The 17,377-nt window shown below is 66.8% G+C and carries 19 protein-coding genes; 3 read left to right on the plus strand and 16 right to left on the minus strand.

What is annotated here, in order from left to right; genetic code table 11:
- Positions 1-55: 55 nt before the first annotated feature.
- From LK459_RS22985 to LK459_RS23005, 5 genes are all read right to left on the minus strand, one after another.
- On the minus strand, positions 56-505 hold the full coding sequence (locus LK459_RS22985; RefSeq protein ID WP_227920998.1) for a flavodoxin family protein: 450 nt from the start codon (positions 503-505) through the stop codon (positions 56-58).
- On the minus strand, positions 502-1,077 hold the full coding sequence (locus LK459_RS22990; RefSeq protein ID WP_227921000.1) for a maleylpyruvate isomerase family mycothiol-dependent enzyme: 576 nt from the start codon (positions 1,075-1,077) through the stop codon (positions 502-504). The genes LK459_RS22985 and LK459_RS22990 overlap by 4 nt, the downstream gene beginning before the upstream one ends.
- Positions 1,074-1,586 carry a hypothetical protein gene (locus tag LK459_RS22995; RefSeq protein WP_007238135.1) on the minus strand — a complete coding sequence of 171 codons (513 nt, stop codon included), beginning with the start codon at positions 1,584-1,586 and terminating at the stop codon, positions 1,074-1,076. The genes LK459_RS22990 and LK459_RS22995 overlap by 4 nt, the downstream gene beginning before the upstream one ends.
- 5 nt (positions 1,587-1,591) lie before the next feature.
- Entirely contained in the window at positions 1,592-2,344 is a 753-nt protein-coding gene (dapB, locus tag LK459_RS23000; protein ID WP_005172819.1) for a 4-hydroxy-tetrahydrodipicolinate reductase, read from the minus strand.
- Between the two features lie 151 nt (positions 2,345-2,495).
- The gene (locus LK459_RS23005) at positions 2,496-2,978 is read right to left on the minus strand and encodes an Lrp/AsnC family transcriptional regulator (RefSeq protein WP_005172817.1); all 483 of its coding nucleotides are present in this window, start codon (positions 2,976-2,978) and stop codon (positions 2,496-2,498) included.
- A gap of 195 nt (positions 2,979-3,173) precedes the next feature.
- Between LK459_RS23005 and ald the strand changes: the two genes are divergently transcribed.
- On the plus strand, positions 3,174-4,289 hold the full coding sequence (ald, locus tag LK459_RS23010) for an alanine dehydrogenase (protein WP_227921002.1): 1,116 nt from the start codon (positions 3,174-3,176) through the stop codon (positions 4,287-4,289).
- Between the two features lie 63 nt (positions 4,290-4,352).
- Here the strand turns inward: ald and LK459_RS23015 are convergent, their stop codons facing one another.
- The 3 genes from LK459_RS23015 to LK459_RS23025 all read right to left on the minus strand — a co-directional run bounded on the left by LK459_RS23015 (position 4,353) and on the right by LK459_RS23025 (position 9,055).
- Complete coding sequence (locus tag LK459_RS23015; RefSeq protein WP_227921004.1) at positions 4,353-5,114, minus strand: NRDE family protein; 762 nt, start codon at positions 5,112-5,114, stop codon at positions 4,353-4,355.
- A 32-nt stretch (positions 5,115-5,146) separates the two neighbouring features.
- Positions 5,147-6,634 carry a putative nucleotidyltransferase substrate binding domain-containing protein gene (locus LK459_RS23020; RefSeq protein ID WP_227921005.1) on the minus strand — a complete coding sequence of 496 codons (1,488 nt, stop codon included), beginning with the start codon at positions 6,632-6,634 and terminating at the stop codon, positions 5,147-5,149.
- 135 nt (positions 6,635-6,769) lie between these two features.
- A complete protein-coding gene (locus LK459_RS23025; protein ID WP_227921007.1) occupies positions 6,770-9,055 on the minus strand; it encodes a polyribonucleotide nucleotidyltransferase in 2,286 nt (761 codons plus the stop codon).
- 7 nt (positions 9,056-9,062) lie between these two features.
- On the opposite strand from LK459_RS23025, the gene LK459_RS23030 reads away from it, so the two are divergent.
- A complete protein-coding gene (locus LK459_RS23030; RefSeq protein ID WP_138985220.1) occupies positions 9,063-9,278 on the plus strand; it encodes a hypothetical protein in 216 nt (71 codons plus the stop codon).
- 235 nt (positions 9,279-9,513) lie between these two features.
- On the opposite strand, the gene rpsO is transcribed toward LK459_RS23030, so the two are convergent.
- A complete protein-coding gene (rpsO, locus tag LK459_RS23035; protein WP_005204469.1) occupies positions 9,514-9,783 on the minus strand; it encodes a 30S ribosomal protein S15 in 270 nt (89 codons plus the stop codon).
- 208 nt (positions 9,784-9,991) lie between these two features.
- The gene (locus tag LK459_RS23040) at positions 9,992-10,966 is read right to left on the minus strand and encodes a bifunctional riboflavin kinase/FAD synthetase (RefSeq protein WP_227921009.1); all 975 of its coding nucleotides are present in this window, start codon (positions 10,964-10,966) and stop codon (positions 9,992-9,994) included.
- Between the two features lie 216 nt (positions 10,967-11,182).
- Here LK459_RS23040 and LK459_RS23045 point away from each other — a divergent pair, with 216 nt between their 5' ends.
- Complete coding sequence (locus LK459_RS23045; RefSeq protein WP_407648680.1) at positions 11,183-11,938, plus strand: metal-dependent transcriptional regulator; 756 nt, start codon at positions 11,183-11,185, stop codon at positions 11,936-11,938.
- Between the two features lie 25 nt (positions 11,939-11,963).
- Here the strand turns inward: LK459_RS23045 and truB are convergent, their stop codons facing one another.
- The 6 genes from truB to rbfA are packed head-to-tail and all read right to left on the minus strand — an operon-like array spanning position 11,964 to position 17,333.
- On the minus strand, positions 11,964-12,863 hold the full coding sequence (gene truB, locus LK459_RS23050) for a tRNA pseudouridine(55) synthase TruB (RefSeq protein ID WP_227921010.1): 900 nt from the start codon (positions 12,861-12,863) through the stop codon (positions 11,964-11,966).
- Between the two features lies 1 nt (position 12,864).
- Positions 12,865-13,521, minus strand: coding sequence for a 4'-phosphopantetheinyl transferase family protein (locus tag LK459_RS23055; RefSeq protein ID WP_227921012.1), 657 nt, complete (start codon positions 13,519-13,521; stop codon positions 12,865-12,867).
- Entirely contained in the window at positions 13,518-14,510 is a 993-nt protein-coding gene (locus LK459_RS23060; protein WP_227921014.1) for a metallophosphoesterase family protein, read from the minus strand. Before LK459_RS23060 ends, LK459_RS23055 begins: the two co-directional genes overlap by 4 nt.
- 26 nt (positions 14,511-14,536) lie before the next feature.
- Positions 14,537-15,922 (minus strand): MATE family efflux transporter, encoded by a 1,386-nt coding sequence (locus LK459_RS23065; protein ID WP_227923989.1) that lies wholly within the window; start codon positions 15,920-15,922, stop codon positions 14,537-14,539.
- Positions 15,919-16,878, minus strand: a complete 960-nt coding sequence (locus LK459_RS23070; protein ID WP_227921015.1) for a DHH family phosphoesterase — start codon at positions 16,876-16,878, stop codon at positions 15,919-15,921. Before LK459_RS23070 ends, LK459_RS23065 begins: the two co-directional genes overlap by 4 nt.
- On the minus strand, positions 16,875-17,333 hold the full coding sequence (rbfA, locus tag LK459_RS23075; protein WP_227921017.1) for a 30S ribosome-binding factor RbfA: 459 nt from the start codon (positions 17,331-17,333) through the stop codon (positions 16,875-16,877). Before rbfA ends, LK459_RS23070 begins: the two co-directional genes overlap by 4 nt.
- Positions 17,334-17,377 lie beyond the last annotated feature (44 nt).

Raw genomic sequence — 17,377 nt, forward strand, 5'->3', positions numbered from 1 at the left:
TCGACGCTCGAGTCATCCGATATGGCACAGATCGAACCATGCCGGACTCAGCGGCTCACATCAGCTGTGCCGCGACGCTCGCCCCCAGCTCCCAGCAGGCCTCGAGATCAGGCTTCGACGGCGGACCGGACACGACCACATACTCGGCGGCCTTCTCCCAGCCGAGCCCTGCGGTGATGCGGTCGACGGCGTTCTCCGCACCCTCGGTTCCCTCGTTGCCGTGCAGGTACAACCCGAACGGCCGGCCCCTGGTGGAGTCGAGAATCGGGTAGTAGCAGACGTCGAAGGCGTGTTTGAGGGCCCCGGAGATGTAGCCGAGGTTCGCAGGGCTGCCCAGCAGATAGCCGTCGGCAGCAAGCATGTCCGAGGGCGAAACCTCCAGTGCCGCTTTGCGAACGACCTCCACGCCGTCGATCTCGGGGTCGGTCGCACCGGAGACCACGGACTCGAACATCGCCTGGCAGTGCGGCGACGGAGTGTGATGGACGATCAACAGTCGGGTCATCGCGACCGTCCCGTGAATGCCAACAGCCTCTCGGCCGCGTTCGACGAGCCGACATCGACAGCCGCGTACTCGACGGCCGGTCCGAACAGACCGAGTCCGCGGAGTTGCTCGACGATCGACGCTGCGTCGGCGAGGACGTACTCTGCCAGGGCCTCCGACGGTTCCCACCGGATGCCGATGCCCACGCTCAGGTCGTAGGTGTGCACGGTGAGGTCCATTGCACGCAGGATGAGCAGTTCCTCTCCCGTACGGGGCCCCGCGCGATGATCCACGAGCGCGCCGAGGTCGGCGACGGCGGCGGATTCGCGCAGCATGGTCTCGTAGCTCCAGAACTCCCCGACGGGGTCGTCCAGGATGTAGTCGGCGTCTCTGGTTGTGTCGACGTCTGCAGCACTCGCGCCGGCCAGCAGCATCGCGTATCGGTGGCCTCCGCCGATGACGTGATTGATCAGTTCGCGGTTGGTCCAGGCGTCAGCACCGCTGGGTCGATCGAGAGCCGCGGGACCGACCTGCGCGAGCGCGTCTGCCCAGAGTTGCTCGGCGTCCAACAGCGCGCGGAGGGTCTCGCTCATGCGCTGTTCCGCTGTTCACGTCCGTGGAATTGGGCCACGGCGCGTTTCATCATCTCCCGCGCGCGCGACCGATCACCCGCGTAGTCGTAGGCACGGGCGATTCGGTAGGTGCTTCGCCAGTCGGAGGGGTTCGCTTCCCATTCCTGTTTGACCTGCGCGAACAACTCGTCCGCAGCGTCGCGCTCGATCCGTCCGGACGGTCGACGCGGCAGCTCGGAGACGTCGAGTTCACGACCCTCCTCCGCCATGATCCGCGCGAGTCGCTGGTGTTCGAGGCCCGCACGCAGCGTCGAGTAGATGAGCCACGCACCCAGGAACGGCAGGATCAGCACGCCGATGCCGAGCCCCACGGCGACCACCCCGCCGTGCGCGATCAGTTGCACGCCGGTCCGACCGAGCAGCACGAAGTACACGATCATCGCGACGACGAGGAACCCGATCATCCACACGATCGGTCGGGCGTCACGCTGCGTCGGATCCTTCTTGGGCTTGCTCGGGTCGGCGGACATGGCGACTACAGGTCCATCAATTCGTCGAGGCCGACGGTCAGGCCCGGCCGACTGCCGATCTGCCGCACACCGAGCAGCACTCCGGGCGCGAACGAACTGCGGTCGATCGAGTCGTGGCGAATGGTCAGGGTCTCTCCCTGCGTGCCGAGCAGCACTTCCTGGTGCGCGACGAGCCCCGCGAGGCGCACCGAGTGCACATGGACACCGTCGACGACGGCACCTCGTGCCCCGGGGAGTTCGTCGGTCGTGGCGTCGGGGCTCGGTCCGACACCCGCCTGCGCACGGGACTCGGCGATCAGCGCCGCGGTTCGGTACGCCGTGCCCGACGGCGCGTCGGCCTTGTGCGGATGGTGCAACTCGATGACCTCGACTGACTCGAAGAACCGAGCCGCCTGCTGCGCGAAACGCATCGACAGGACCGCGCCGATAGCGAAGTTGGGAGCGATGAGCACGCCGACCCCAGGCGCCTCCGACAGCCACGCGCGTACCTGATCAAGACGTTCGGCTGTGAAGCCCGTGGTTCCGACGACGGCGTGAATGCCGTTGTCGATCAAGAACTTCAGGTTGTCCATCACGACGCTCGGATGTGTGAAGTCGATGACGACGGAGGTGTCGGCGTCGACGAAGGCCGTCGGGTCGTCGCCCTTGTCGACGCCCGTGGTGAAGACCAGGTCGTCGGCTGCCTCGACGGCGTCGACCATGGCCTGCCCGACCTTGCCCCCACTGCCGAACACGCCCACTCTGATCTCGTCACTCATCGATGCCTCTCCTCGCGCCCGCGGTCGAACATTCCCGTCCGAGTCTAGTGCGCGAGAAGGTCCGTTCCCGACCGGTCATGCCGCACACGCACCCGTGTGCCGTAGTCCGGTGTCACCAGGTGGCACCGGACTACGGCACAGACCACACACCTCAGTAGATCGGCGCATCGCCGCGTTGGTGGTCGAAGACCAGGGAGGTTGTCGTCCCCGCGACCTCGCGCCGCGCGTTGAGCATCTCGACGAAGGTCCGGAGGGCCTCGGTGTCGGCGGTCGCGACGTGCAACAGGTAGTCGTCGGCACCGGCGAGGAAGAACACGTCGATCACCTCGTCGCGGCGCGCGATCTCGCCGACGAACTGCCGAATCTGTCCACGCGCGTCCGACTGCAGGCTCACCGCGACCATCGCGCGCAACGGACGTCCCACCGCAGCCGGGTCGACGTCGGCGAAGAATCCCCGAATGACGCCGGCGTCGACGAGGCGTCGAACGCGGCCGTGCGCTGTCGACGCCGCGATCCCCACCCTCGCTGCGAGCTCACTGTTCGGAATGCGTGCGTCGAGTTGCAGCACTCGCAGGAGTTCACGGTCGGTGGCGTCGAGCTCGATCGCCCGAACATCCTTCGGCGTGGCGGCCATCACAACTCTCCCTCTCGACGATTCTTCGCCATACTGACACTTCTACAGAACTTTCCTCATCCACATTGTGCCCTCTTCGACGTTCCTTCACGCTTGAAGGTGTTCAGCGCAGAGTAGCGCCCCGATTCGAGCCACCACCCGCGCTCCCGAAGCGCACCGACATCGCCCTCTTATATGAACGTCAAGGAGCACCTGATGCGTATCGGCATCCCCACAGAGATCAAGAACAACGAGTATCGCGTCGCGATCACGCCCGCCGGTGTGGCCGAGCTGACCAAGCGCGGCCACGACGTCGTCATCCAGGCAGGCGCCGGGCTCGGTTCGGCCATCGACGACACCGACTTCAAGGCCGCGGGGGCACAGATCCTCGACACCGCTGCCGCCATCTGGGAGCAGGCCGACCTCCTCCTGAAGGTGAAGGAACCGGTCGAGGCCGAGTACGACCTGATGCGCGAGGGCCAAACCCTCTTCACCTACCTGCACCTCGCGGCCAGCCGCCCCTGCACCGACGCACTGTTGGCGTCGCGCACCACGTCGATCGCCTACGAAACGGTGCGCGCTGCCGACGGCTCGCTGCCGCTGCTGGCGCCGATGAGTGAAGTCGCAGGCCGACTCGCTCCCCAGGTCGGGGCCTACCACCTCATGCGTTCCGAGGGCGGACGCGGTGTGCTCATGGGCGGTGTCCCCGGCACCGAACCCGCCGACGTCGTCGTCATCGGAGCGGGTGTCAGCGGCGTCAACGCCGCAACCATCGCCGTCGGCATGGGCGCACAGGTCACCGTCTTCGACCTCGACATCGCCAAGTTGCGCGCCGTCGACGCTCGGTTCGGCGGCCGCGTCCACACCCGCTACTCGACGTCGCTCGTACTCGCCGAGGCCGTCAAGCAGGCCGACCTCGTGATCGGCGCGGTGCTCGTCCCCGGCGCCAAGGCGCCCGTGCTCGTCCCCAACAGTCTTGTCGCGCAGATGAAGTCGGGCTCGGTGCTCGTCGACATCGCAATCGACCAGGGCGGCTGCTTCGAGGATTCACGCCCCACCACCCACGACGATCCGACCTTCACCGTGCACGACAGCGTGTTCTACTGCGTCGCCAACATGCCCGGCACGGTCGCCCGTACGTCGACACAGGCCCTCACCGGAGCGACCCTGCCCTACGTGCTGCAACTCGCCGACAAGGGGTGGGAGCAGGCATTGTCGGAGAACGCAGCGCTCGCCGGTGGTCTGAGCACGCACGCGGGAAAGCTGTTCAACGCCGAGGTCGGTGCGGCACTCGACATCCCCGCCGAGCACAACCCGTTCAGCACCAACTGACCACAACCTCCATCGCGAGACCGCCGGACCCGAGATCTCCTCGGGCCCGGCGGTTGCCCATGCTCACCATCGCAGCACCGTGGTCGCGGCGGCCTTCCCCTCGTTGAACCGACGTTCGGTCAGGTCACCACGACCGTCTCGACCCATCCGCAGCACCGACGACGCCCGCGTGCCATAGCCATCCATATCGACGAACATCGCTGAGAGTTGGTGCTCACGCTCGGGATCGATGCCGGTGTCGGGCAGCCGAGCGGGGTCGGCCAACCGCCGGTCGTCGAGCATCGCGAGATAGTCGTCCGGTACTGCATCCGGCTCCGTGGCGACCCGCTCGAATCGTCGGACCCCGTCGGTCACCTTGGGCCAGTTGCTGTCGAGGACACCATTGGACAGACCGTGCCACCCCGGCGGCACCACCTTGACCTGCGGTTCAGGTGCGTTGGTCGCCCACCAGACGTCGACGCCGTCGGCCACAAGGAGATTGACCGGCGCGTACTCGTCCGCATGCTCGACGAGGCTCTCGGCCGCCTGCCGTGGCGTGGCGTCGCCAACGAGGAACTCGACAGGAAGATCGCCACGTGATCGTTTGTCGGGCAGTACCTCGGGTTCACCGAGGCGCACATTCGTCACGGCCGCCATCCGCTCCGGCGACGTGGTCGACACACCCATCCAGGTACCGCCGGCGGTCAGGTCGCGGCCACCGAGGATCGGGAGATCACCCCAGCGGTGGATGCCCTCGGTAGGCCTCGAGTAGATCTCGTCCCGGTTGGCCGCAAGCAACAGCGGGTACCGCGGATCGACGTCGACCGCGAACAGGATCAGGCACACCGCGCGCCACACCTCCAGGAGTTGTCAGTCAGTCAGTCCGACGACCCTACAGGCATATAGTGCGCACGATTGGCTGCTCGACGCTGCACCCCTGCGATCTCGCGGACGGCCTGCGCCACCATACTTCGGTCAAGCGGCGACAGACGCTTCATCTCCAGCACGTCGCTCACCGGTTCACCCCTGTCGAACTGCGCGACCTGATAGTTCAGGCGTATCCGCTGCAGGACCTCGAACACCTCCACGAGTGTCTCCGCCTGATCGTCGGGCAGTAGTTCACTGCCCGACGCAGCACGCAGCCGACCCCGGGTGTCGAGCTGTGTCGATCCGACCGACAGCGCTGCCCATCTGGCGAAGTTGACCAGTGGACCGATCGCGTGCTGTTTGATGTCGAACTCGTCGCCGCGCCGCGTCAACATGTCTCGCACCGACCGCATCTTCGCCCTGGTGGCAAGGGCTTCCGCGAGTAAGAGATTGAGTGTGCCGCGATGACGACGGAGGTCGCCGAACACCTCGCCGACGGCGGGCAGCCCTTCGTCACCCCAGATGGGACGGGCGTCGATCATCAACGACGTGAGAATCATGCCCTTGTTCTCCAACGGCTCCGCCAGCCACGTCCGCGCGGCGGTCCGCCACCCGGAGTGTGTGCGCGAGAACAGTGGCATCGAGGCCACGGCGCCGTTGTCGTCGACGACCATACCACCGCCGCGCAGCACGTCGTCGACCTCACCGAATGCTGCCCGGTATGCACGGACCTCTTCGTGTGTGACGTCGTCGGAGAACGACACCGCCGAATCTATGTCCGAGCTGAGCACCGTCTCCCGACGCGCATTGCTGCCCAACGACATCCACGTCAACCGTGCCGGATCGAGCTGAGGGTGCGAGGCCAGAACCAACTCGAGCGCCCGTCGCACCGCGGCATCGGTGACCAGTGAGGCCATGGTGGTCACCGAATGGGCCGGCTGCTCACGCCGCACCAGATCGGCGACGAGGTAGGGCACCCGCGACGCGCGTTCCTGTAGTTCGGCGATATCGCGCGCTCGCGAGATCTGCTCGCGCAGAGCCACACTCGGGCCACCGGGGGCGGCGACGAAGTCCGACGGCGCGACCACACCGCGCACGGTGCCACCAGGGTCGACGACCGGCAGCGCGGTCAGATCGTTCTCGAGGATCGTGGTCAACGCGTCCGACGCCGCGACGTGCGGCGCGACGACGGGCGCGCGGCGATCGATGAGCGTCGTCACGGCGGTGTCGGCGGATACACCCGCGGCTACCACCCGCTCGCGGATGAGTGCATCGGTGATCACGCCGAAACCATTGTCGTGCAACGGGATCAGCACGTGATCACGGTTGCGTTCGGTCATGAGTTGCGCTGCCTGTCGCACCGACATGTCCGGCGTGCCGAGCAACGGCTCGGATCGGATGAGACTGTCGACCGTTGCGTCCCCTGTGCCCGACGACTCCCGACGGTGCGGGACCGTGAGTTTGTCGACGACGACGTCGCCGTGACCGACCTCCGCCATCGACATCTCCTCGTCTCATCTCACGACCATCGACCACCACCAGCGGCCTCGACCACGACGACGGCCCGTCGTCCACACCATTGTGAACGACGGGCCGTCGAATTCTCGCGGCGAGCACGCCGCTACGTCAGCAGATCAGGCCTCCGCCGATGCCTTGTCCTTGTCGTCCGCCGGAGCGTCGGACTGTGCGTCGCTCTTGGTGTCGTCGACCGGGATGAGGCTGATCTTGCCGCGCTCGTCGATGTCGGCGATCTCGACCTGAAGCTTGTCGCCGACCTTCACGACATCCTCGACCTTGTTGATGCGCTTGCCCTTACCGAGCTTGCTGATGTGCACCAGACCGTCGCGGCCCGGAAGCAGCGACACGAACGCGCCGAAGGCAGTGGTCTTCACCACGGTGCCCAGGAAGCGCTCGCCCACCTTGGGCAGCTGCGGGTTGGCGATGGCGTTGACCTTGTCGATCGCAGCCTGCGCCGACACACCGTCCGCAGCGCCGATGAACACGGTGCCGTCGTCCTCGATGGAGATGTTCGCGCCGGTCTCCTCGGTGATGCCGTTGATCGTCTTGCCCTTGGGGCCGATCAGCTCGCCGATCTTGTCCATCGGGATCTTGATGGTGGTGATCCGCGGCGCGTACGGGCTCATCTCGTCGGGCTCGTCGATGGCCTCGGCCATCACGTCCAGGATGGTCAGGCGCGCGTCCTTGGCCTGGCTCAACGCACCGGCAAGCACCTTCGACGGGATGCCGTCGAGCTTGGTGTCGAGCTGCAGCGCGGTGACGAAGTCCTTGGTGCCCGCGACCTTGAAGTCCATGTCGCCGAAGGCATCCTCGGCGCCGAGGATGTCGGTGAGCGCCACGTAGCGGGTCTCGCCGTCGACGGTGTCGGAAACGAGACCCATCGCGATACCCGCGACCGGCGCGCGCAGCGGCACACCGGCGTTGAGCAGCGACATGGTCGACGCACAGACCGAACCCATCGAGGTGGAACCGTTGGAGCCCAACGCTTCCGACACCTGACGGATGGCGTACGGGAAGTCCTCGACGCTCGGGATGACCGGCACGAGAGCCCGCTCGGCGAGCGCCCCGTGGCCGATCTCGCGGCGCTTGGGCGATCCCACGCGACCGGTCTCACCGGTCGAGTACGGCGGGAAGTTGTAGTGGTGCATGTAACGCTTGGAGGTCTCGGGTCCCAGCGAGTCGATCTGCTGGGCCATCTTGACCATGTCGAGGGTGGTGACGCCGAGGATCTGGGTCTCGCCACGCTCGAACAGCGCCGAACCGTGTGCGCGCGGGATCACGGCGACCTCGGCCGACAGCGACCGGATGTCGGTGATACCGCGGCCGTCGATGCGGAAGTGGTCGGTGAGGATGCGCTGGCGCACGAGCTTCTTGGTGACCGAGCGGTATGCCGCGCCGATCTCCTTCTCGCGGCCCTCGAACTGCTCGCCGAGCTGGGCGAGGATATCGGCCTTGAGCTCGTCGGTCTTATCGTCGCGCTCCTGCTTGCCTGGGATGGTGAGGATCTGCGAGAGACGCTCGGTGGCTGCAGCGGAGACGGCGTCGTAGACGTCGGACTCGTACGGCGGGAACAGCGGGAACTCGGCGGTCTCCTTCGCGGCAGCATCCGCGAGCGACTTCTGCGCCTCGCACAGACGCGCGATGAACGGCTTTGCGGCCTCGAGCCCCTCGGCGACGATGGTCTCGGTCGGTGCCTGCGCGCCGCCTGCGACGATGTCGATGACGTTCTCGGTGGCCTCGGCCTCGACCATCATGATCGCGACGTCGCCGCCCTCGACCACGCGGCCCGCAACGACCATGTCGAATACGGCGCCTTCGAGCTGCTCGACGGTCGGGAACGCGACCCACTGGCCTGCCTTGTTCTCCTCCGTGGGGATGAGCGCGACACGCACACCGCCGACGGGGCCGGAGAACGGCAGGCCCGCGAGCTGGGTCGACGCCGAGGCAGCGTTGATCGCGACGACGTCGTAGAGATCCTTGGGATCGAGACTCAGGACCGTGACGACGACCTGGATCTCGTTGCGCAGGCCGTCGACGAACGACGGACGCAGCGGGCGGTCGATCAGGCGGCAGGTGAGGATCGCGTCGGTCGACGGGCGACCCTCGCGGCGGAAGAACGAGCCGGGGATGCGTCCGGCGGCGTACATACGCTCTTCGACGTCGACGGTGAGCGGGAAGAAGTCGAAGTGCTCCTTGGGGTGCTTCGATGCCGCTGTGGTCGACAGCAGCATGGTCTCGTCGTCGAGGTAGGCGGTCACCGAACCGGCGGCCTGCAGCGCGAGACGTCCGGTCTCGAACCGGATGGTGCGGGTGCCGAAGCTGCCGTTGTCGATGACGGCCGTCGCCTCGGTGATCGCGTCGTCGAATTCCTCGACGACCTCGGTGGATGTGACATCTGTCATGTGGGCTATGAATCCCTTCGTGCCGATCGCATTCGACGCGATCGTGATGGTGGCCGCGACAGCGGCCCGTATATGCGGATTGGGACCGGGAAGCGACATACCGCCGCGCACTCCCGATGATCTGCGCGACGCGGATGCCGCGCACCGGGGCGCGCGTAGCGCCGCTACCGGCCCAGAACATCGCGGGACATGGCCACTGCATGCCCGGATCAGCCTCATGTGATCCGTGGTGCTCAGACGGCCTTCGATCGAAGCGGCCGGAATCAGCTGGTGATTCCGGCGGCCACTACCGAGGACCGATCTGACTCTTCGTCATGCTTGTGGACGCACATATCTGCAACGTTCCGCCCATCAGCCTATCATCGCGTGATCGCGCAGTAGGAAACGCCGAACCGGTCACCCCCGCATGGGAGATGACCGGTTCGTGAGGTCGTGGTATCCGGCCGTGCCGGACGGTCTCAGCGACGCAGGCCGAGGCGCTCGATCAGCGAGCGGTAACGCGCGATGTCGACCTTGGCGACGTACTTGAGCAGGCGACGACGACGACCGACGAGCAGCAGCAGACCACGACGGCTGTGGTGATCGTGCTTGTGCTCCTTGAGGTGCTCGGTGAGGTCGGTGATGCGCTTGGTCAGCAGTGCGACCTGAGCCTCGGGCGAACCGGTGTCGGTCTCGTGCAGGCCGTACTCGGTGAGGATTTCTTTCTTCTGCTCGGCAGTCAATGCCATGGAGATACTCCTGGTTGTTTCAGTCCCGCGTCATCGGTGACCGGTGTCGAATCCACCCGGATTCGGTTCGACCGGTTCGGTGCGCCACCGCGGACTGCAGCAGCACCGACTCACCAGGCTACCAACTCGGCTGGTCCGGACCCAAATCACGGACAGCCGCCCGCGAGCGCTCGCCGGGCCTACGAGGTCCGCGACGGCTCGCCTGCGCCTACGACGCCGTGTGGCCGACGGCCAGTATCTCGCGCGTCTTGTCGACGTCGCCCGCCATGGCCGTCAGGAGGTCGTCGATGCTGTCGAAGTTTTCCATGCCGCGGACCCGATCGACGAAGTCGACGGCGACGTGCTGCCCGTACAGATCCGCGGCCGTGTCGAGGACGAACGCCTCGACAGTCCGTGTACGACCGGAGAACGTCGGATTGGTGCCGACGGACACCGCGGCCTGATAACTCTCCCCCGGGATCACCTGACCGACGACCGGACCGGGCCCGAGCACCGTGAACCATGCCGCGTACACCCCGTCGGCAGGTATCGCCGCGTACATCGGTGGCGCGACATTGGCTGTGGGATAACCCAACTCGCGGCCGCGGCCGTCACCACGCACCACGACTCCCTCGACCCGGTGCGGCCGCCCGAGAGCCTCGGCTGCGCGTTCGACGTCGCCTGCCGCCACACACGAACGAATGTAGGTCGACGAATAGGTCACGGCATGCTCGCCGAACAGTGAGATCGCCTGGACCTCGAACCCGAACCGCTCACCGAGTTCGGTGAGCTTCTCGACGTTCCCGGCGGCCTTTTTGCCGAACGTGAAGTTGGCTCCGACGACGACCTCGGCAGCATGCAGGCTTTCGACCAGCACGTTGTGGGCGAAGTCCTTGGGCGAGCGTGAGGCGAGCTCGGGCGTGAACGGCATCACACAGAACACGTCGATGCCGAGTTCCTCGGCCAGCTCCGCTCGTCGCGTGAGGGTGGTCAACTGCGGCGGGTGAGTTCCGGGGCGAACGACCTCGGCGGGGTGCGGATCGAAGGTCATCAACACGGACGGGATTCCGCGCTCCGCCGCTGCGGAGGTCGCCGCGTGGATCAACTGAGCGTGCCCGCGGTGGACACCGTCGAACACGCCGATGGTGACCACACACCTGCCCCAGTCCGCGGGTACTTCCTCCAGACCTCGCCATCGCAACACGCCGACAAGCCTACGATGACCGACGCTGCCGGACCAGCGCCCGCGCCCGCACGACAACCGATCGGGTCGAGACGGTGAATTGCGCGCACCGACACGATGAATCGCGGTGTCCGCGGAGGCAACGCGGATACGCCGCGAGGGATGCCGGCACGCACAGCCGTTGCGATACGGCGGGCGAGCACTCTCGGTGTGGGTAGGCGGCGCTAAGCTCGATCCATGCCCCAGACCCGCGCGGCCGGTGCCACGACCTCCGACCCCGGACACCCGACCCCCGCCTCCGGAACTCCTGTCCCGGACACGTCGGTGACCGATTTGTCCACGGTCACCCAGGATTACCTGAAAGTCATCTGGACCAGCCAGGAGTGGGCCGAGGTCAAGGTCACGACCAAGATGCTCGCCGACAAGATGGGCGTTTCGGCGTCGACGGCGTCGGAGGCCATCCGCAAGCTCGCCGACCAGGGTCTGGTCGCGCACGAACGCTACGGCGCGGTGACGCTCACCGACGAAGGCCGGGTGGCTGCGATCCTGATGGTGCGCAGGCACCGGTTGATCGAGACCTTCCTCGTCCGCGAACTCGGCTACGGCTGGGACGAGGTGCACGACGAGGCCGAAGTCCTCGAGCACGCCATGTCGGATCGGTTCATGGCCCGCCTCGACGCCAAGCTCGGTCACCCCGACCGCGACCCGCACGGCGACCCCATCCCCCGCATCGACGGCTCCGTCCCCGCACCCGAGGCCTTTTCGCTCGCCGACCTCGACACCGGCGAAGGCGGCCGGATCGCCCGCATCTCCGATACCGACCCCGAGGTACTCCGCTACTTCGACCAGCTCGGCGTCGCCTTGGACTGCGTCGTCCGCGTCACAGAGAAGCGTCCGTTCGCCGGGACGATCTCGATCTCGGTCGACGACGCGGAACCGATCGTGCTCGGTGACATCGCAGCCCGTGCGATCTTCCTGGTAGCCGAGCACTGACCGCTGCTGCGGGCGCCGGCCGCCGCTACCTCAGCGTGGCAGGCCGAACGACCATCACCGAACTCGCGCGGCGACCCTTCTCCTGCACGAGAGCGATGGCCTGCCCGGCAGGATCGACCACCACATAGACGCCTTTGCGGCCGATCGGCGTGAGCCACCGCCCCTGGCTGATGGATTCGGCCTCGTCGTCGTCGATGTCGCGGTGCGGGAACGAGATCAGCGCGGCTTCGTCGATGGTGAGACTGCGCTCCGGATGTTCCGCGAGCTGTTCGAGGGTCCGCGCGTGCTCGAGCGTGAAGGGCCCAACGGCGGTTCGACGTAGTGCGGTCAGGTGACCCCCGGTTCCGAGTGCGTCTCCGAGGTCGCGTGCCAGCGAACGGATATAGGTCCCCGCGGAACAGTCGACGACGACGTCGAGGTCGACGAACGTGCCCTCGTCTCGCCGAGCCAACACGTCGAATCGGGACACGGTGACCGGTCGTGCGGCGAGCTCGAATTCCTCACCCGTCCTGGCCAGGGCGTGCGCCCGCCGACCGTCGACCTTGATGGCGCTGACCTTCGCGGGCACCTGTTCGATGTCGCCGGTCAGGGTGGCGATGGTGTCGGCGATCTGCTCGTCGGTGATCGACGACGCGTCCGACTGCGAGATGACCTCACCCATGCGGTCGTCCGTATCCGTGGCGGCACCGAGTCGGATCGTCGCGGTGTAGGACTTGGTGTTCAGTGACAGCAGCCCGAGTAGCTTGGTCGCCCGCTCGACGCCGACGACGAGCACGCCGGTCGCCATCGGATCCAGGGTGCCCGCGTGACCAACCCGCCTGGTGTCGAACAGCTTTCGACAGCGCGACACCACGTCGTGGCTCGTGATGCCCTCGTTCTTGTCGACGATGACCAATCCGGCGTTCTCGATGGAGGAGTCGGCCACGTCAGCTCATCACGATCGTTGTGGTGATGTAGCCGTCGTCGACCAGCCACCGCCCCGAGAACTCGGTGATCGGTGTACCGCCGTCGATGACCGACCCGTCGATCAGGATCTCGGAGCGAAATGTCCCCGTGTTCTCCCCTGTCTGCTCGAACGTGATGTGTGCGTCCTCGAAGCCGAGCCACCGTTGGGTCAGCGGGAACCACGCCTTGTAGGTTGCCTCCTTGGCGCAGAACAGGAGCCGGTCCCAGTGGAGACCGGCCGGCCTTGTTGCGAGGATGTCACGCTCGGCGGGCAGGCTGGTGTGCTCGAGGACGCCCTCGGGCAGTTCGTCGTGGGGTTCCGCGTCGATCCCCAGCGAGCGAACCCCCATGGCGTAGGCGACGACCGCTGCACGATAGCCGTCACAGTGCGTCAAACTGCCGACGATCTGCTTGGGCCACAGGGGCATTCCCTTGTCGCCGCGCATGATCGGTGTCGGCTCGATGCCGAGTTGGCCGAGCGCTTGTCGCGCGCAATGGCGCGCGGTGATGAATTCGCGACGCCGCTTCTCCACCGCACGCGCGATCAACGATTCCTCCGCGGGCATCGGAGCGAGACCGGGCGGGTCGCCAAAGGACTCGGCTGCGGCCACGCCCGGCGGGACGAGTCGTTCGATCACTGATTTCCCTCCTGAGTCTGCGAGCGCCGTACCTGTGACTCCGAGCGCTCTGCGCGGCGCTGCGCCACCCGTTCGGCGAATTCCCTTGCGCGCTCGGCGTAGTCGGGCGGCAGTGTGAAACGCGCACCGTGGTCGGGTAGATCCTTCTCGCGGACACCGGGATCCGGCGCGATCTGACGGAGCAGCGGCTCGGGGAGTCCCCGTCGTTTCCACTCCCGCGGGTAGCCCACCGACACCTCCTCGAACCGGACGTCGTCGTACCAGGTGGTGCGCGGGATATGCAGATGTCCGTACACGCTGCATGCCGCGTTGAAACGGGTATGCCAGTCGGCGGTGAGCTCACTGCCGCACCAGAGTGCGAACTCGGGGTAGAACAGCGCGTCGGTCGGTTCGCGTCGCAGCGGCCAGTGATTGATCAGGATGGTCTTCTCCGACGGGTCGAGCGCTTCGAGCCGACGGCGGGTGGCATCGATCCGTGCCCTACCCCACGCGTCTCGGGTCGGGTACGGCTCGGCGGAGAGCAGGAACTCGTCGGTGGCCACCACGTTGCGCTCCCGGGCAACTGCCAGCGCCTGCAGTGCCGTTGTCGTTCCCTCCGGCCGGAATGTGTAGTCGTAGAGCAGGAACATCGGCACCACACGGACAGGTTCGCTGCCGTCGCCTGCGTCGAACACCGGGTAGATGTCCTCGGGTGTGATGACGCCGATGTCGCGGCAGGCCTGAACCAGGTAGTCGTAGCGGGCGACACCGAAGATCTGCAGCGGATCCTTGGCCGTGGTGTAGAGCTCGTGATTGCCCGGTACCCAGATCACCGTGTCGAAACGAGCCTTGAGTCGGCGCAACGTGTCGATGATGTCGTCGGTGCGTTCGGACACATCACCGGCGACGATCAGCCAGTCGTCGGATGCCGACGGTCTGATCTGGTCCACGATGCTCTCGTTGCCGCGGTGCGCGACGTGAAGATCGCTGATCGCCCAGAGTGTAGCCACGAGGATCCATCGTGCCAGATGCCGAGTCAGCGGCTCTCGCGACCGACCCGCTGCCACCGTCCCGAGCGGATGCGCCACACGACGGTCAGCATGCGGATCACCATGAAGACCACGAGACCCGTCCAGATCCCCGCGAGTCCCCAATCGAAGACCAGCGACAACCAGATCAGCGGCAGGAATCCGGTGAGCGCGGCGATCAACGTCGCGGTCCGTAGATAGGCGGCGTCGCCGCTGCCGAGCAGCACGCCGTCGAGCGCGAACACCACACCGGCGATCGGCAACATCGCCACGAAGAACCACCAGGGTGTGCCGATCACGTCGAGTACACGGGTGTCGCTGGTGAACAGTCTCGGCACCACGCCCGCGCCCAGCGCGAACACCACCGCCATCACCGACGCGGCGATCACCGACACCATCGTCACCCTGCGGGCGACGGTGCGTGCGGCAGAAACAGCCCCTGCACCCAGCGCCGCCCCGACGAGCGCCTGCGCTGCGATGGCGACGGAGTCGAGAAAGAGCGACATGAACTCCCAGAGTTGCAGTGTCAGCTGGTGTGCCGCGACCGCCGCCACCCCGAAGCGGGCCGCCACGGCAGCCGCCGAGAGAAAGCACACCTGGAACGAGAGGCTGCGCGTCACGAGATCGCGCGCCATCACGAGCTGAGCGCGAATCACGGCCCACCGCGGGCGAAGCGCGTGGCTTCCGGCGTCCGGCAAAACCTCACGCAGAAGTCGCGCGGCGAACAGCAGACCGGTGATCGATTGTCCGACGACATTGGCAACCGCGCTGCCCGCCAGGCCGAGTCGCGGGAAGAACCACACGCCGTGGACCAACCCGACCAACAAAACCGCCCCGATCGACAACCCGACCACTACGTACACGACCGGTCGTCGAGTCTCCTGGACGCCACGCATCCACCCGTTGCCCGCCATCGACACGAGGATGAGCGGCACACCGAAGCACGCGATACGCAGCCACGATGCCGCATCCGCGGCGACGTGAGCCGCGTCCGGACCCGAGCTTCCGACCATGAGCCGCATCACCCACGGCGCGAGTGGATAGATCACGGCGACGATCACCGCACCCACACCGAGCGCGATCCATGTCGCCTGCACACCCTCTGCGACCGCACCGGCACGGTCACCCGCACCGAAGCGGCGAGCCGACCGCGCGGTCGTGCCGTACGACAGGAAGGTGAGTTGGGTGCTGATGACCGACAGCACCAGCGCGCCGACACCGAGTGCGGCCAGTTCGTCGCCACCAAGGCGACCGACCACGGCGAGGTCGAGCAGGAGATACAGCGGCGGCGCGGTCAACACGGCCAGCGCCGACACCGAGAGCACGGCGATGCGTCGGACTCCCGTCTCCGGGACGGTGGCCTGGGAGTCGGCAGCGTGCGCGGACTCCGTCAGAGCGACCCCACCAGCCGTGCGACGACCTCCGCCGCGGCACCTGTGTCGCTGTACCCGGAGGCATGCCGGTGTCCGCCGCCGCCGAGGGCACGCGCGATCGGGATCAGATCGACCGACTCCTTGGAGCGCAGGGACACCGTCCAGTTGGACGGTTCGATCTCCTTGAACACCGCCGCGATCTCGGCATCGGCGGTGGTACGCACGATGTCGATGATGCTCTCGGACTCTTCCCAGCTCATCCCCGACATCGCATCGTGGTCGACGACGGCGTACACCAGGCCCGCGCCGTCGGCGGCTTCGCGCACCAGCATCGCCGACCCGAGCACACCCGAGACCATCGAGAGCCACGAGAAGGGATGTGTGTCGAACAGGGTACGACTCCACGTGCGACCGTCGACCCCGCTGTCGAGTAGCCGGGCCGCGATCCGGAACGAGTCGGGACGTGCCCACTTGAACGAGCCGGTGTCGGTGGCCAACCCCGCGTAGAGGCACGTCGCGATGTCGGCGTCGAGTGGTGACCCGAGTTCGTCGAGGATGCGCAGCACGAGTACAGCGGTGCAGTCGGCCTGCGCATCGACGAAGTCGAGATCACCGAAGCCGCGGTTGGACGCGTGGTGATCGATGACGACCGACGTCGCCGCACCGTCGAACACCGTCGCCAGTCCGCCGAGCCGATCGAGGCCGGCGGCGTCGACCGACACGGTGACGTCGTGACCTTTCACTGCCTCCGGCTCGACGAGCAGCCGACGTGCACCCGGCAGCCCGCGGAGTGCGACCGGGAGGCTCTCCGGGCCGGGGAATGCGACCTCGACGTCGAGACCCCGAGCGTGCAACGCCAGCCCGAGCGCGAGTCCACTACCGATGGTGTCGGCATCGGGCCGCACGTGGCACAGAATCGTGACCGCCGACGCCGCACCGAGAACCTCTGCGATCTCCGCAGTCGAGGCAGTGGTCACTCCTGTGAACCGTCCTCGACGTCTGAGTCCTTGCTCCGATACGGATCCGCATCACCGGCCGGCTGCGCTTGCTTCGCCTGACGTGCAACGAGCTCGTCGTTGGCGCGTGCACGCGCGACGAGCTCCTCCATGTGGCGCGCGGCGTCGGGAACGGTGTCGAGGACAAAGCTCAGCGTCGGCGTGAACCGCACACCTGTCCCGGCCCCGACCTTCGACCGCAGAATCCCCGTCGCCTTCGCCAGGCCCGCGGCTGCGGCGTCGTAGTCGGGTTCGGAGTCGATCGACTCGCCCATCACGGTGTAGAACACCGTGGCGTCGTGCAGATCGTTGGTGACCTTGGTGTCGGTGATCGTGACATACGCCAACCGCGGGTCCTTGATGTCGTGGGCGATCGACGACGCCACGATCGACGAGATCCGCTTGGCCATTCGCTGTGCCCGTGCGGGGTCAGCCATGGTGTGTCCTTCCTCGAGAATCGAACCGCGGGCTGTGAGGAACG

This window comes from Gordonia otitidis (assembly GCF_020735545.1).
Classification (GTDB): Bacteria; Actinomycetota; Actinomycetes; order Mycobacteriales; family Mycobacteriaceae; genus Gordonia; species Gordonia otitidis.